The organism is Halobacillus alkaliphilus (genome assembly GCF_900113125.1).
In the GTDB taxonomy this organism is placed as follows: Bacteria; Bacillota; Bacilli; order Bacillales; family Halobacillaceae; genus Halobacillus; species Halobacillus alkaliphilus.
Window position 1 is genome coordinate 72,351 of sequence record NZ_FOOG01000002.1, and the last position, 15,260, is coordinate 87,610.

Annotated in this window: 16 protein-coding genes; 10 read left to right on the plus strand and 6 right to left on the minus strand. The window is 42.0% G+C overall.

Annotated elements, in window-relative coordinates; translation table 11 throughout:
• Positions 1–8: 8 nt before the first annotated feature.
• Both BMZ06_RS01915 and BMZ06_RS01920 read right to left on the minus strand, forming a co-directional pair.
• Positions 9–548, minus strand: coding sequence for a GNAT family N-acetyltransferase (locus BMZ06_RS01915; RefSeq protein ID WP_089749597.1), 540 nt, complete (start codon positions 546–548; stop codon positions 9–11).
• 72 nt (positions 549–620) lie between these two features.
• The gene (locus tag BMZ06_RS01920; protein ID WP_089749601.1) at positions 621–1,358 is read right to left on the minus strand and encodes a nucleotidyltransferase domain-containing protein; all 738 of its coding nucleotides are present in this window, start codon (positions 1,356–1,358) and stop codon (positions 621–623) included.
• Between the two features lie 274 nt (positions 1,359–1,632).
• Between BMZ06_RS01920 and BMZ06_RS01925 the strand changes: the two genes are divergently transcribed.
• Positions 1,633–1,944 (plus strand): hypothetical protein, encoded by a 312-nt coding sequence (locus tag BMZ06_RS01925; RefSeq protein WP_089749603.1) that lies wholly within the window; start codon positions 1,633–1,635, stop codon positions 1,942–1,944.
• A 144-nt stretch (positions 1,945–2,088) separates the two neighbouring features.
• Here BMZ06_RS01925 and BMZ06_RS01930 read toward each other — a convergent pair whose 3' ends face one another.
• Positions 2,089–2,877, minus strand: coding sequence for a class I SAM-dependent methyltransferase (locus tag BMZ06_RS01930; RefSeq protein ID WP_089749606.1), 789 nt, complete (start codon positions 2,875–2,877; stop codon positions 2,089–2,091).
• A gap of 241 nt (positions 2,878–3,118) precedes the next feature.
• Positions 3,119–3,307, minus strand: a complete 189-nt coding sequence (locus tag BMZ06_RS01935) for a hypothetical protein (protein WP_089749607.1) — start codon at positions 3,305–3,307, stop codon at positions 3,119–3,121.
• A 124-nt stretch (positions 3,308–3,431) separates the two neighbouring features.
• Between BMZ06_RS01935 and BMZ06_RS01940 the strand changes: the two genes are divergently transcribed.
• The 7 genes from BMZ06_RS01940 to BMZ06_RS01970 all read left to right on the plus strand — a co-directional run bounded on the left by BMZ06_RS01940 (position 3,432) and on the right by BMZ06_RS01970 (position 12,036).
• Positions 3,432–4,922 carry a spore germination protein gene (locus tag BMZ06_RS01940; protein WP_175477764.1) on the plus strand — a complete coding sequence of 497 codons (1,491 nt, stop codon included), beginning with the start codon at positions 3,432–3,434 and terminating at the stop codon, positions 4,920–4,922.
• Entirely contained in the window at positions 4,915–6,018 is a 1,104-nt protein-coding gene (locus BMZ06_RS01945) for a GerAB/ArcD/ProY family transporter (RefSeq protein ID WP_175477765.1), read from the plus strand. The genes BMZ06_RS01940 and BMZ06_RS01945 overlap by 8 nt, the downstream gene beginning before the upstream one ends.
• Positions 6,008–7,081: a Ger(x)C family spore germination protein gene (locus BMZ06_RS01950; protein WP_089749611.1), complete on the plus strand. Its 1,074-nt coding sequence runs from the start codon at positions 6,008–6,010 to the stop codon at positions 7,079–7,081. Before BMZ06_RS01945 ends, BMZ06_RS01950 begins: the two co-directional genes overlap by 11 nt.
• A gap of 406 nt (positions 7,082–7,487) precedes the next feature.
• Positions 7,488–8,723 (plus strand): Zn-dependent hydrolase, encoded by a 1,236-nt coding sequence (locus BMZ06_RS01955; protein WP_089749614.1) that lies wholly within the window; start codon positions 7,488–7,490, stop codon positions 8,721–8,723.
• A 14-nt stretch (positions 8,724–8,737) separates the two neighbouring features.
• Complete coding sequence (locus BMZ06_RS01960) at positions 8,738–10,348, plus strand: amidohydrolase (protein ID WP_089749616.1); 1,611 nt, start codon at positions 8,738–8,740, stop codon at positions 10,346–10,348.
• Entirely contained in the window at positions 10,345–10,566 is a 222-nt protein-coding gene (locus BMZ06_RS01965; protein WP_089749618.1) for a DUF3311 domain-containing protein, read from the plus strand. Before BMZ06_RS01960 ends, BMZ06_RS01965 begins: the two co-directional genes overlap by 4 nt.
• A complete protein-coding gene (locus BMZ06_RS01970) occupies positions 10,567–12,036 on the plus strand; it encodes a sodium:solute symporter family protein (protein ID WP_089749620.1) in 1,470 nt (489 codons plus the stop codon). It abuts the gene before it with no gap.
• Positions 12,037–12,109: 73 nt separating this feature from the next.
• On the opposite strand, the gene BMZ06_RS01975 is transcribed toward BMZ06_RS01970, so the two are convergent.
• Together BMZ06_RS01975 and BMZ06_RS20995 are read right to left on the minus strand one after the other, a co-directional pair.
• Positions 12,110–12,319 (minus strand): hypothetical protein, encoded by a 210-nt coding sequence (locus tag BMZ06_RS01975; RefSeq protein WP_089749623.1) that lies wholly within the window; start codon positions 12,317–12,319, stop codon positions 12,110–12,112.
• A 118-nt stretch (positions 12,320–12,437) separates the two neighbouring features.
• On the minus strand, positions 12,438–12,644 hold the full coding sequence (locus BMZ06_RS20995) for a hypothetical protein (protein WP_245755928.1): 207 nt from the start codon (positions 12,642–12,644) through the stop codon (positions 12,438–12,440).
• Positions 12,645–12,853: 209 nt separating this feature from the next.
• Between BMZ06_RS20995 and BMZ06_RS01980 the strand changes: the two genes are divergently transcribed.
• Both BMZ06_RS01980 and BMZ06_RS01985 read left to right on the plus strand, forming a co-directional pair.
• Positions 12,854–14,965: a BglG family transcription antiterminator gene (locus tag BMZ06_RS01980; RefSeq protein WP_089749625.1), complete on the plus strand. Its 2,112-nt coding sequence runs from the start codon at positions 12,854–12,856 to the stop codon at positions 14,963–14,965.
• A 22-nt stretch (positions 14,966–14,987) separates the two neighbouring features.
• On the plus strand, positions 14,988–15,254 hold the full coding sequence (locus BMZ06_RS01985; protein ID WP_089749628.1) for a PTS sugar transporter subunit IIB: 267 nt from the start codon (positions 14,988–14,990) through the stop codon (positions 15,252–15,254).
• The last annotated feature ends 6 nt before the right edge of the window (positions 15,255–15,260 follow it).

Sequence of the window (15,260 nt, forward strand, 5' to 3'; positions counted from 1 at the left end):
AGAGAACATCAACTATGTGTATCGTTGATCAACCCAAACACATAATGATCGACATATTCACCATAAAGACGTTCGGATTTTTCAAGGCAGCCTTCTTTTTTAAAGCCCAGTCTATGCGGTATAGCTATACTTTTTTCATTTCCAGTGGCCGCTTGAATTTCAATTCTTTTTAAGTCTAGTTCTTGAAAGCAGTAATCTACGATTGCCTGACACGCCTGGGTCATGAGCCCTTTCCCCTGAAAGGATTCTCCAAGCCAGTATCCAATAGAAGTAGATCGGTTGGACCAGTTGATCGTATGTAGTCCGGCCACTCCGGCAAGCTCTCCTTTATACCAGATCCCAGCCTGGAAACCATCATTATTGCAAAACTGCTTTAATGTGCCCTTTATAAACTCCCTGGAATTTTCCACGGTTTTAGTAGCATCAATCCACGGAAGCCATTGCCTTAGACTCTCTCGCGATGAATCTGTTAATTGAAACAGCTCCTCTGCATGTCTTTCTTCTAATAATCGAAGTTCCGTATGTTCATTGATAACGTGTTTAAACATCTGCAAGCATCCTTTCTAGTGAGGTTAAGGGGTTAACTCCCCTTTGTTAGAGAATCTTTCTATCATCAATTTCTACAATCCGATTGTCTGATCTTTTTCCTCAAAAAACTCTTGGATCCAGTTTACTTCCACCTTTAATAGGGACGTCATACGTTTCACCGCTTTTTCGTGAGAAGATGGAGTTATATACTCGTATATCTCAATCATCCTCTCTCTTTTTTCTTGTGGCAAATTTTCATCGATGGCTTTAAGTCCGAGGCGCGAGCGATCTCTTGCATAGCCATACAACATGACATTGGAAAGACTGCTCATCGCGTAACGCAGCATCTCTTGCGCCCACACCGCATTCCCTCGTTCTTTCGCTTTTTTATATTGAAACAAAAACCAGGCTGTGTCGATAACGTAATCTTTAAATTCAGCTTCTGAAAGTGTCAATTTATGTTCAGCCTGATACTTATCCATGAGATGTTCTGGATCGTACAGAACTGTAAAATAATCCTTATTTTGAAAGGTCTTATCTGTAACGGTGAATAGGTCCACATGAAGCCAGTCGTTATAGATCGCTATAATCTGAGGGGCTATGATAAAGATATCGTCGTAGAACATGAACTCCTTATAGGCTCTGAGATGATTCAGTCTGCGGGATAGAAATGATTTTTCCTCTTCTTCCTTTACCAGACAATATAAATCAATATCGGAATGCTGATCGTGCTCATTTCTTCCCATCGATCCTTTTAAAAATATACTTTGGACAGCAGGGTCTTCTTTTAAACTGTTCACTAGTATTTCCACAGCTTTTTCCTGACGCATCCTCATCACCTCTTTAGGATTAGTAAAAATAAATATTACGCCATCATATCCTTTTCTACTAAAATTTTCAACACTATTCTAAAAATTCCATATTTCAACTAAGCGACTCTTTTTTCTCTTATCCTTTTTAATTCAGACTGACGAAAAATATCGACATAGTACCAAGAATATATGGATCAGTGCTAAAATAGATAAGAAGAGAATTTTACTGTTTTATTTGTTCATAGTGAGAAAATAGAACACCAATCTAATTTATTCTGAGGGGGCCTGAGCAATGGACCGGAAGGAAATGGAAGAGCAAGTCATTCACCAATACAAGCAGGATGAACAAAAGATGATATTGATTTTTGCTCAATGGTGTGTAAACAACGAGTTGAATCCTTTCGAAGTTTATCGAAAAGCTTATCCAAATCAGCCAGCCAATACTGCTCTGGAAGATGCCGCCGAATTAACACTCCCTCCATCGGAAGCCCACCAGATCTCTGTAGAAACTTTATTAGAAATCTTGTCTTTATTTGGCAACGATGACCTGGCGTTTGTAGTCAATGAGGAATGGAGTCAACTGGAACGAAAAAATAATAAATAACCGCTGTTAAGAACGGCTTACCTAACGTCGACAAATGTTTTATATAGGAAGCTGCTTCTTATTCTGCAGATCATTTTATAAAAGGCTCCGTCGGAAATCGACGGAGCCTTTTACATTTCGGAATACAAGAAGGTTAGACAGACTCTACATAGACTCCACATTCATCTTAATTGCTCTAGTTGCCATAAACGTTTTAATATGCTTGTCTAATACTCTGGTCCCGCCAAAATCGTCCTCATAAAAACCGGTTAACACAAATCCCGCATCCATCTGCCCCTGAATCTGGTCTTCCAGCGTGTGGGCGTATTCTATAGTCTGACCTGAATTTATGTAGTCATGAACTTCATCTTCAGGGAGATAATCCAATGTGGAGGAAGGAATGGAGTGCTTAACATCCAGGATCCCTTTTCTTTCTTGATTATCATCAAAAATCCATAATAAAGGATTCGTAAAGCCGGCAATTAAAATACCTTTATTCTTCAATACTCTCGAAACTTCACTCCATACTACATGAACATCTTTTACAAACAAGTTAGACACAGGGTTAACGACCATATCAAAACTTTCATCCTCAAAATCACTAAGGTCCGACATGTCCCCCTGTACAGTTTTAAGAGTTAATCCATCTCGTTCAGCTACCTGTTCATCTTGTTCCAACTGCTTTTTGGATAAATCTATAACCGTAACCTCTGCTCCTGCCGCCGCCAGTACCGGTGCCTGCTGACCCCCGCCTGATGCTAGACAGAGAATCTTCCATCCTTCTAAGGATTCCGGAAACCAATTTCTTGGCACCGATTTCTCCGTGGTGACCGTAATTGCCCAATCCCCAGCTTTACTTTTTTCAATCACATCACCGCTTACAGATTGCGTGTATCTTGAACCTTCCTCCACCTTTTTATCCCAGGCGTGGCTGTTTTGTTGTGTTGAATCCATTGTATCAACTCCCTATAAAGCTAATCTTATTCATCATACATTATTTAACGTTTTACCTTATTGATTATTTCCGATTACTTAGTGCCATAGTTAAGAACTCTTCAATTATCTCGAACTCAAAATTACTTAATTTTATCCAAATTTAACGAAAGAGAAGGCGACTATTCTTATAGAATAATCGCCTTCTCTTTACAATTTACAACAAAGATATGGACATGTATTGTTTCTCTCTTCTTTTTCATTATTCCGGATTCCTATTCTTTTCATCCATCTTATCTCCTTCTGCCTGATAAAGAAGAATAAACGGAAGCACAAATGTCACCAGTATAAATGTATATAAAAAAAATACCGCAAACCACTCAGCCAATAAAAGTACAGCAATAAAGAAACAAACCAGAATGACCAAAGGGACCATGTAGGCATAAACCACTTCTTCCCCTCCTTATGTACATCTTCCGTTAGCTTCTCCGGTGAGGAATAATTTCATTCCATTTTCCTAACACTAATTCAAAAGTAAGCGACGACTACGGAACAACTATAAGGAGCATGCTGCCGTGAAGAAAAAAAAGAAAGGGAATGAGGATCTTCCAACACAAAGCCAGAGCCTAAAAGAACTAGTAGATCAACTGAAGCAGTCAAAAGATTTTAAGGAATATGAGCTCAAAGGAAAAACCAAAGGTGTGCTCTATTATTTTGAAACCCTTGTTGATCCGAAAACACTCAACAAGCTGATTTTACAGTCCTTAAAGAGTCACTCGTTTCGATCATTAGAGGATATAGAAGGTACAATTCCTGTCGAAGGTACGTCCATAACGGGGGATATTTCCACAATAAGAGATAAAGTGATGCTCGGCAATGTCGCTATAGTTCTGGAAGATTCAGATAAAGATATTCTTCTTGTACCTGCACCTTCCGAAGAGACGAGGAAAGTTGGTATTCCCGAAATTGAATTCAGTGTAGTCGGGCCTAAGGAAGCATTTATAGAATCATTGGATACGAATATCAACCTCGTCCGCAAGCGCCTTCCCTTGCCGCAATTCACGGTTAAAGAAATGAAGGTAGGTAAAATTACTAAAACGAGGGTGGCCGTTCTCTATATTGATGGGATTGCCAATGAGGAAAACGTAAATACGGTCATTCAGCGACTCAGTGATATAGAATTCGACCAAATCAACGACAGTTCTTATATCAGTCAAATGCTTGCCGACAACTCTCATTCGCCTTTTCCGCAAATTTTAGATACGGAAAGACCGGATCGAGTCACCGGTTCTTTAGTAGAGGGAAAAGTGGCCATCATGGTAGATGGTTCTCCTCACGCTTTGACATGCCCGACTACGATTGTCGAGTTCTTCTCAGCAACCGATGATTATCTTTCCCCTTGGCCGGTAGCTTCTATTTTCCGGTTAATTCGTCTATTTGCGGTTTTCTTTTCGGTTCTTAGCACTCCGCTTTATGTCGCCATCTTAACCTATCACCATGAGATGATCCCAGATGATTTATTACCGACGATCATTTCTTCAAGAGCCGATATCCCTTTTCCACCTATCATTGAAGTGATTCTCCTGGAATTAGCGATTGAGCTGCTTCGGGAAGCAGGAGCCCGTCTGCCAACTAAGGTTGGACAAACGATTGGTATTGTTGGAGGTATCGTTATTGGGACAGCAGCGGTAGATGCAGGCTTAACCAGTAATGTCCTTTTAATCGTGGTCGCTATCTCTGCCCTTGCCTCGTTTACGACTCCTATTTACCAAATTAGTAATACGATTCGTCTTATTCGCTTTCCCTTTTTATTGGGAGCACAAATGTGGGGCCTTGTAGGGATCTCCATGGTCATGGTTTTCTTTATCGGGCATTTAATTAAACTCACTTCCATTGGACGCCCGTTCTTAGCCCCATTGTATCCATTAAGACTTAGGGACTTGAAGGATGCATATATTCGCTTGTCATTTAACAGACAAACCAAGAGGCCTATGCAGACACGTACGAATGATCCGCTCCGTTTCAATTCAGAAAGAGCCACCGAAAGAAGGGATATCGATGAATAACTCTTCTACTCAAATACCCGAGAATTTATTAATCAGCTCGACTATGGTATTTTTCTTAATTCACTCCATGCAAGTGGGAGTTGGCATCCTCGGTTTTGAAAAATATATTGCATCAGAAGCAGGATACAACGCTTGGATTTCAATTATCATTACGGGAGCAGGCCTTCACCTTATCCTTTGGATCATCTATCGTATCCTGGAAGCTGTTGATGGAGATATCGTCTCCGTTCATACGTTCGTCTATGGAAAATATATCGGCGGGGGAATGAATTTTCTATTCAGCCTGTATTACTTGCTCCTCTGTGTCACGATTTTAAGAACGTTTATAGAAGTAATCCAGACGTGGATTTTTCCACAGCTCCCTGTATGGCTGTTTGGGCTTATTTTCATTTTGCTCATCTACTATTATGTGGAAGGTGGCTTTCGGGTGATAACAGGGGCCTGTGTGGCAGGCGTCATTCTTGGATTGCCTCTGCTGTTATTTAAACTTTATCCAATCCAGTATGGAAATGTGAGCAACGTCTATCCGATAGTTGACCATTCTATTCTAGAACTATTAGCCTCTGCTAAGGGCAGCATTTTCGGCTTTCTGGGTATAGGGTTGTTATTTGTTTATTATCCTTTTATAAAAAATAAAAATGACTCTAAAAAGTGGGCTCATTTCGGGGTGTTTTATACCATAATAACCTATTTAGTAACCGCCATCGTTGCGTTCATATATTATAGCGAAGAACAGATCCACCAAATTATCTGGGCAACCATTTCCCTTTGGAAAATTATTAACGTTAGTTTTATCGAGAGATTCGAATACATTGGGATATCCTTATGGGTGTTCGTCGTTATTCCTAATCTTTGCCTCTGTTTGTGGGCAGCGAGCAGAGTTACTAAAAGAATATTTCACATAAAGCAGCGTTATGTTCTGTGGATTTATAGCATCATCCTTTATGTTGCGATCTTTTTCCTGGAAGACCGCAGAGCTATTGACCGATTAAATAATTTCACGAGTGAAGTTGGTCTTTACTTTCTTATGTATATTCCCGTGTTGTATCTACTGGTCGTTATTATAAAAAAAGTGAGGAATCGTCATGAAGCATAATCCTTTATTTCACAGCTTGCTAGTACTGACCTTTTTCCTTACAGGGTGTCTCCCTCATAAAAGTATTGAAGATGCAGCACTAGTAGATGTCGCTGCTTTTGACCTGATTGATGAAGAAAAGATCAAAGGTACCATGCTCATCCCACAATTTATCCAGGATGAGACGGGAGGAGTAGAAGAAAAACATATCAGTTCTGTTGGAGAAAGTGTCCAGGAAATCTACCGGAATGTAGAAAGTAAATCATCCAAACCTTTAAGGATGGGTAAAGTGTCGATGATTTTCTTTGGAGATGAACTTGCAAAGAAGGATATCTCAAGATATATCGACTTCCTCCAGCGAGATCCTGACATCGGCAGAGAAGTGTACTTAGGCGTGGTAGCCGGAAACGCTGAGGATCTTATTAAAGGGAAGTATAGTAAGACAGAACCAACAGGTGAATATATAGAGCAACTCATGGAACAGAATACGACTAAATACATTCCTACACAGAACCTGCAAAAATTTTTGTACGCCTATTACTCAGATGGCATGGACCCTTCTCTTCCTTATTTTCAAAAAGAAGGGAAAGAAATGAAGTTAGCAGGCTACGTATTTTTTGATAAGAATAAAATGGTTTATTCGATCCCTTTTTCAGAGGCGTTTGTCCTGAAATTGTTAAGTCAGGATTTTAAAAATGGCCTGCAGCCCATTGAGTATAAGGACCATCAAGTCGCTCTCGAAAACATTGGGTCAAAAGTGAAATACAGAATTAAAGGTGACAAAAATAACCCTGAATTTCATATTAATCTTAAAGTGAACGGCATGGTTGGGGAAATCGTTCCTGCAAACAGAAAGATAGCCACTAAAGAATTAGAAAAAGCATTTAAAGACTATTTTACAGAACACACAACGCAGCTAATACAAGAATTTCAGGAGAATAACATCGACCCACTCGGTTTAGGCGAAGTTATTAAAAACCGTCACGGAAACTTTGATCCAGAGAAATGGAAAGAGAAGTACCCCAACATTCCTGTGAAAGTGAATGTCTCCGTTCGGATTCTGGAGAAAGGCATCGCAGGCTAAGTCGATCTTGAAAGATGACGGCTGGATTAGAAACGAAGGTCCGGCTTTCATCTTTACTTTGACTAGGCATAATAGAGATTAGTTCATTTTTTATTGTTCTTATTCCTTATAATAATTTCATATGGACCTCTTCAACCACTGCTTCTTCCTTTGTTCACTTCATTTTCTCCAGATAATCTACCTTATGAACAACTAAATAGAGTAGTAAGACCGATAAGAAGTATTACTATCAATAAATACTTTTTCAAATTCACTTCCCCTTTTTCACCCTTACCTTTAACACGGCAGATATTTAACTCCTTCTTCTTTATGATTTACAGAATGATCAAGAACCTTTTAACATTATGTCAATTGTCAGACAATTACAGGCTTGGTATAGTGTAAAAAATAAGAGGAGGGGAAAATTTTGCAGATTAATGGAAGCAGGTTTGCAGAGCACATCAATACGTTAGCTGAAATCGGGAAAATTGGAGAAACAGGCGTTTGTCGATTGGCCCACTCGAAAGAAGACCGTCAGGCGGTCGATGTGGTGAAAGGCTGGATGGAAGAAGCCGGATTAGAAACCCGCATCGATTGTTTTGGTAACCTGATTGGTCGATTAGATGGAAAAGATAAAGACAAACCGATTCTCATGCTCGGTTCTCATATCGACTCCCAGCCCTATGGAGGCCGTTTTGACGGTACCGCCGGTGCGCTTGGCGGCATTGAAGTTGTACATACGCTGAAAGATAAGGGGATTGTCCCGAATCGCACGATCGAAGTGGTATGTTTTTCTGATGAAGAGGGCTCAAGGTTCAATAAAGGAGTCTTCGGTGTGCGCGGCTTGATCGGCCAATTGGAAGAAGGCGAGCTCGAGCGTAAAGATAAAAATGGAGTCACGAGATTAGAAGCTTTGCGCGAGTTCGGCGTGGAGCCAGATGTAAGCCAAAGCCCTGTCTATCAGTCTGGCGATATAGAAGCCTTCCTTGAATTGCATATTGAACAAGGACCTGTCCTCGAAGCCGACAACAAACCGGTAGGCATCGTCTCCGCTATTTCCGGTCCGATCTGGTTAACCGTCACTCTCGAAGGGTTTGCAGGTCATGCGGGATCTGTACCCATGCACTTAAGACAAGATGCCTTCCTCGGAGCCGCAACGATTACCAAGGAATTCAATGAACTTGTCCGGAACGAAGGTACACCTAACACAGTTGGAACCGTCGGCAGCATCCAGAACTTCCCCAACTCCCGTAACATAATCTCTGAAAAAGTAGAGTTCACGATTGATCTAAGAGATATCGATATAGAAGCACGCACCAATTTGGAAAAGAAACTTTATCAAATTATTGAAAACACAGCGTCCGAACTAAACTTGGAATACACGGTGACCGAAGATACGAAAAGTGAACCGCGTTACTGTGCGGACTGGATCAAGGATATGATGAAACAAGAAGATGAAAAACTCGGGTTCGATTCTCCTGTACTGATGAGCGGCCCTTTTCACGACGCCCTGTTCATGTCCTACATCAGTGACTATGGCATGATTTTCGTTCGTTGTGAAAAAGGGATCAGCCATAACCCTCTCGAATACGCGGAAATGGAAGATCTCCAAAAAGGGGTCGAATTGCTATACCATACGGCAGCAAAAATCGCTCAATCATAAACGGAGGGAGAACGATGAAAGCGACCAAAATTTTTGTAAATGGAGAAGTCTTCACTTCGGATTCAGACGGCAGCATCGCTGAAGCGATCGCTATTAAAGATACTCATATCATTCACGTCGGTAGTACCACCGAAGTTATGAATATGGCCGATGAACAGACGAAAACATTCGATTTAGAAGGCTGTTCTCTTTTACCAGGATTCATCGACGCACATGCCCACCTTGAATTATATGGAACCAACCAGCTCGGGGTGAACTGCAAAACGACGGAAAGTATCGAAGAACTTCAGGCTAAATTACGTGATGCCGCTGAACAAACCCCGGAAGGAGAATGGGTTCGTGGATGGGGCTATAATCAAAATCATTTGTCGGAAAAAAGACACCTGACAAAGTACGATTTGGACAATGTGTCCAAATCTCATCCCATCATTGTCGTGAGGACGTGCGGCCACATCTCTTGTGTAAATAGTAAAGCGCTCGAACTTGCGGAGATAACCAATGAAACTCCTGATCCACCGGGAGGTACATTTCATAAGGAAAACGGAGAATTATCAGGTCTCTTACTAGAAGCCGCTCACATGAACACCTTCCAAATTGCCGATTATTCCGAGGAAGAAGTTATGCAGGGACTGGAAATAGCCTCCGTTGATTTTCTCAAACACGGAATTACCAGCGTCCATGATGCCGGTGGCTATGGCACAAAACATATCCGTTATCTACAAAAAGCAGTAAAAGAAAACAAGATTAAACAGAGTGTGTACGCTTTGTACGGCTCCTTGTATGAGTCAACAGCGATGGTGGAAGCAGGAATCCAGAGCGGAATAGTTACAGGTCTTGGCAATCACCGCTTCAAAATCGGTCCTGCCAAAGTTTTTATAGACGGAAGCAGCAGCGGGCCAACTTGTAAAATGCGAGAAGCGTACACCAGCAACCCGGCTGATTCCGGTGTTTTATACATGGATCAACAAGCCTTGACCGACAGCCTGGGGGCGGCCCATCGTCTAGGTTGGCAAATTACGGCCCATGCGATGGGTGATGAAGCAGTCGAGATGCTTCTCCATACAATTGAGGAAGCTCTCACCTCTCATCCAAGGGATGACCACCGACACCGTCTGGAACATTCCGGGTTCACTCCGGACGACCTTTTACAAAAAATAAAAGCCACCCGTTCCATACCTATTCCAAATCCAGCTTTCCTTTATGAATTTGGCGATGGATATTTGAACGATTATGGCGATCGAGTCCGTAACATGTTCCCATTAAGAAGTTTTGTAGATCACCAAGTGCCTTTCGCCCTTGGTTCAGATAGTCCGATCACGAGTGTGAATCCATTTCTCGGAATGTATGCGGCAGTGACTCGTAAAAGTAAAAGCGGAGAACCTGTAGGGATGGAACAAAGTATCTCCATTGAAGAAGCGATTAGAGCCTACACTCGGGCGGGCGCTCATGCAAGTTTTGAAGAAGATCAAAAAGGTAGTCTTGAAACCGGAAAGCTTGCCGACCTTGTTGTGCTCGACCGTCCTATTTTAAGCCGTAACACAGAAGAACTTCTGGACGCAGGCGTTGTTATGACTGTGCTTAATGGTGAAATCGCCTATCACAAACAAAAGGAGGATGTCCATTGACAAAAGCAAAGTTTGTAAAAATTTACTTTTCATCGTTGCTTGCGCCGTTTTTGCTGATGGTCTTTCCTTTGTTTTCACTTGGAAACAGAGAAACTCCATTCATTATAGGTCTTCCTTTCTCTGTTTTTTGGGTTATTTTCTGGATCATCATCACTTTTATTATCGTATTATTTTTATACCGAATAGATCCAGATAAAGATGAAGAGGGGGTCAAGTAAATGGCACAGTGGCAAATTGCAATGATCATGATGATTGGCTATCTCGTTGTCGCCCTTGTCATTGGGGTTATGGCCGGTCGCAAGCAAGATAAAGAATCGTTAGAAGAATTTACCGTCGCAGGAGGGAACCTCGGACTATTCGTCATGTGGTTCTTAATGGGTGGCGCTGTATTCAGTGCCTTCTCTTTCTTAGGTGCGCCGGGATGGGCTTTCTCGCGCGGAGCTCCTGCATTATATATCATCACCTATACCGCTTTCGCCATCCTGCCCTGGTATATCATCGGACCTAAGATCGGGAAGATCGGACGTAAACATAACATCTACACCGTTTCTGGATTCTTACAAAAGCGGTACACTAGCCGAGTGCTGGCTATGCTGATCGGTGTTATCACGTTACTCGCTTCAATTCAATACTTAGCTACACAAATGAAAGGGATGGCTTACATATTTAACATCATGACAGAAGGGCGAATCCCATTTTGGCTTGGGGCCCTTTTATCTTACGGAATTGTAGTCGTTTATGTAGCAACTGGCGGCTTACGAGCTGCAGCCTGGTCGGATGTTTTCCAAGGAATCCTCATGATCGTCATATCCTGGACCGTCGGTCTGACTATCGTAAATCAGCTTCATGATAGTGTACCGAAAATGTTTTCTAATTTAACGGAAACGAACCCAGGATTCCTGCAGATTGGGGCCGAAGGATCGACCATGTCAGCAATGGCCTACACAACAACAATTTTGGTTTCCACAATCGGGTTTCTGATGTGGCCGCATTTATTCTCCAAATCTTATGCCACCAAAGCTCGTACAATTAAGAAAACGGTACTAGTTTATCCAGTTTTCGCCCTTTTCCTGATTCCATTACTATTTGTCGGTTTTTCTGCAGTGAACGTTATCGACTCATCACAAATTGGCTCGCCCGATGAAATCTTGCCTTTCTTAATTACAACTGTTCTCAGTCTTCCCGGTTGGGTTTATGGACTCGTGGGAGCCGGCGCCCTTGCGGCTGCTATGAGTACAGCCGATGCCATAACTCACAGCGCATCCCTTGAATTCACGGACGGCTTTGTCCGGAATGTAAAAAGGGATCTATCGTCTAAGAAAACACTTTTGATTATGCGTATCGGTGTCTTTGTTATCGGAGGTCTTGCTTATTTCATAACTGTGTTCGGCGGCCAGGGGCTCATAGCCCTTTTACTTGGAGCTTACGGTTCGATCGTACAGTTTGCCCCGGGGGTTTACGCCGCATTGTATTCAAAGCGCGTCACTGCACCGGCAGTTATCACCGGCCTTATCGCTGGTACTGTAGTAAACTACTACTATCAATTAGTTGCTGAAAGCCAACCGTTGGACATTAACCCAGGAATCTTGGGACTGATTTGTAACGTAGTCCTCGTCATCATTATCAGTGCCTTTACCCAAGTGAAAGAAATGCCGATGGCTGAAGAGTATAGAAAAATCGGTTCATAAACAATTAGAATCCCCTCCATATTCAATATGATTACGGAGGGGATTCTAATTGTTGCAATTTGTTCACCAAATGCTAGGAGCTAAGGATGAAGAGCGATAGTCTATTTAACATAATTGTAAATTCGTCCCCAACGCTGGAAATATAGATTTCGCTGATCACTTGAGACGAAGGTAATTCATTATGTATTAATTCTCCTAATGTTCTCATGGTCGTTTTATTCAAGATGAAAAACAGGACCGCTACGATTACAATCACGCTAATCACTCCCATAAACTTCTTCATGACCGCCCTCCTTACTTACGTTATATATCCCTACTGGCAAGTACAATTCCATCGGAGAACGAAGACTTTATCCACTGCCCTTGTTTTCACCTTAACCTTCCATTATTAACGATAGATTTTAATTAATCACGAGACTATTCCGCTTCAAGAACCCATCATTAAACGTAATCGGCACCCCTTCCTCATCTTTCTCCGTATGAATAGGAAGATGGGGGTGGTATTCCCTGTATGGCAGATAATTGACGATAGGGTTCCACGACCATAGCTCGAATTCAACGCCATGATCTTCTAATTCTTGTACGGATAGAGTGGAGATTCGTTTCAATAGCCCCCGCTAAAAGACCCGTTTCTTCTATCACCCGTCCACCACCGTTCATTTTTGCAAAAATTGAATATACAAACTCTATACACTGAAAACCCTTACATTATTGCGAGAATACCGTTATACTAGGTTTATAAGATGATCATCTAAAGAAACAAAAGTATAATTATGCAAAAATTACCACCTTAAGATTTAACGCAAGGAGGATCCTCATGGTACTGGATAAAAGACGTGCACACTTATTATCCATCATTAAACAATCCTCTGATCCGGTTCCAACGAAAGATCTAGTTGCCAAAATGAAAGTTTCGCAGCGTACCATTTATTACGATCTTGACCAGATTAATAGCTGGTTGCGGACTCAGAAACTAGAACCGATTGAAAGTAAACATGGCGAGGGGCTGTTTTTGCCTCCTTCTTCTAAAGATGAACTCATGGGTGAACAGGATCAGAGTTTTGAAGATTGGCAGTATCAGTTATCTAAACAGGAACGTGAAGTTCTGATTAAAGCAAAAATATTACTCGAAGAGCAAGATGCCTCGATGCAGACGTTTATAGATCTGACGAGCATGAGCCGCGGGACGGTTGCCAAAGTGATCAAAACGATCAAACAGGAATTCAAGGAAGCCGGTTTGCGGTTGTATTACGAAAAACAGTCAGGGTACCGTCTAAGCGGCCCTGAGGATGCGAAAAGAACCATACTTTCCAATATTCTTGCTACCGTTCTATCGCAGCAGGACTGGCAGAATGTCAGAAATGAAATTCAAAAGATGATCCTGCCTGGCAGCGATACGTGGGAAAAGGAAACGGATCAGTGGCGTTCCGTAAGACAATTGCTTATGGAAGCTGAACAGGAATTAGGTTTAACGCTGACCGATGAAATGATGGAGATCCTTTCCTTACAGATCTTAATGATCATGAAGCGAATTGATTCACAGAAGTATATTCATGTTCAGTCAGCAGAGAAAGAAGTCCTGCAGCAGACGGAAGCTTATCAGGCTTCCCTGCTGATAGCGAATAAACTCGAAGCTCTACGAGGGGTTTCTTTTCCGGAAGACGAGGTTTGCTTCATTACAATGAACCTCCTGGGATCGAAAGTTCAGCACGATGACTTCAGCCGCTATACCGAGCAGGAATTAGCCGGACTGAAAGAGGTTGTGCAGCAGATGATTGCCGATTTCCAACTGTATTCCTGCGTCGTGTTTGATGATAAGGAAGGGCTTGAAGAGAATATGATCTCTCATATTAAGCCCACTTATTACCGCCTCAAGTACGGGGTGCATATCGCTAATGACTTAGCGGAGACCATTCAGGAAAACTACCCGGATATTTTCCATTTAACGAAACGGGTGATGAGACACTTAGAGGTTTATATCGGCAAACCGATTCCTAATGAAGAAGTGGCTTATATTACCTTACACTTCGGAGGATGGCTCACCAAAGAGAAAAAGCAGGTCGAAACCAGGCTCAGCGCGATTATCGTTTGTGAAAATGGGATTGGAACTTCCCATATGCTGCGCACCCAGTTGGAGAACTTAATTGCCGGACTTAATGTCATTACCACCCTGTCAACGAGGGAGTTCCAAAACAACGAATATCAGGCAGATGTGATTTTTTCAACAAATTATATTAAACCGAAAGATATTCCCGTTATTCATGTTCCAGCTATCTTAACGAACATCGAAAAAGAACAGGTCATGCAAAGGGTCAATGAACTATTCGACTCCAAACCATCTGAAAAGGACCCCATTGACCATATGATGGAAGTCATCGAACGCCATGCGACGATTCATCAGAAAAATGAATTAAAGCAGGAGTTGGTTCAACTTTTAGAACAAAATACTCCCGGTACAAAGGAGATCAAAAAGCCTATGCTCAATGATTTATTAACCAAAAAAACCATTCAATTAAAAGACCAGGTACCAAGCTGGGAGGAAGCCATTAAGACGGCCGCTCAGCCACTGGTCGATCAAGAATCCATTCAAGAAGAATATGTGCAGGCGATGATTAATACCGTCCATGAATTAGGTCCGTATGTCGTCATCGCACCGGGAATTGCTATCCCTCATGCACGCCCGGAAGCAGGCGTCGAACGACTCGGGATGAGCTTCCTTCGGCTGAAAGAACCGGTTTATTTTTCAGAAAAAGAAAAGCACCGTGCGCAGTTAGTCATTGTACTGGCAGCGATTGATAACCAGACCCATCTGAAAGCCTTAGCGCAGCTAACGGAAATGTTATCGAATGAAGACAATGTGGAGAAGTTAATTGCAGCGGATGATCAGGAAACCATAATTGAAATCATCAACCAATCTGTAGAAGTTTAAAAAATTTGAGGAGGAATTCAAAATGAAAAAAGTATTAGTAGTATGTGGAAATGGACTAGGCAGCAGCATGATTGTAGAAATGAACGTGAAAGCAGCACTGAAAGAACTAGGTAAAGAAGCAGACGTTTCCCACACGGATTTAACCACCGCCAAGACGGAACAAGCCGATTTGTTCCTAGGTTCAGAAGATATCGTTGGGAGCCTTGAGGATGGCAGCAAAAACGTCGTGAAACTGAAAAACCTGATGGATAAAAATGAGCTCCGTGAAGCCTTAGAACAGAATTTGTAAGTCTAC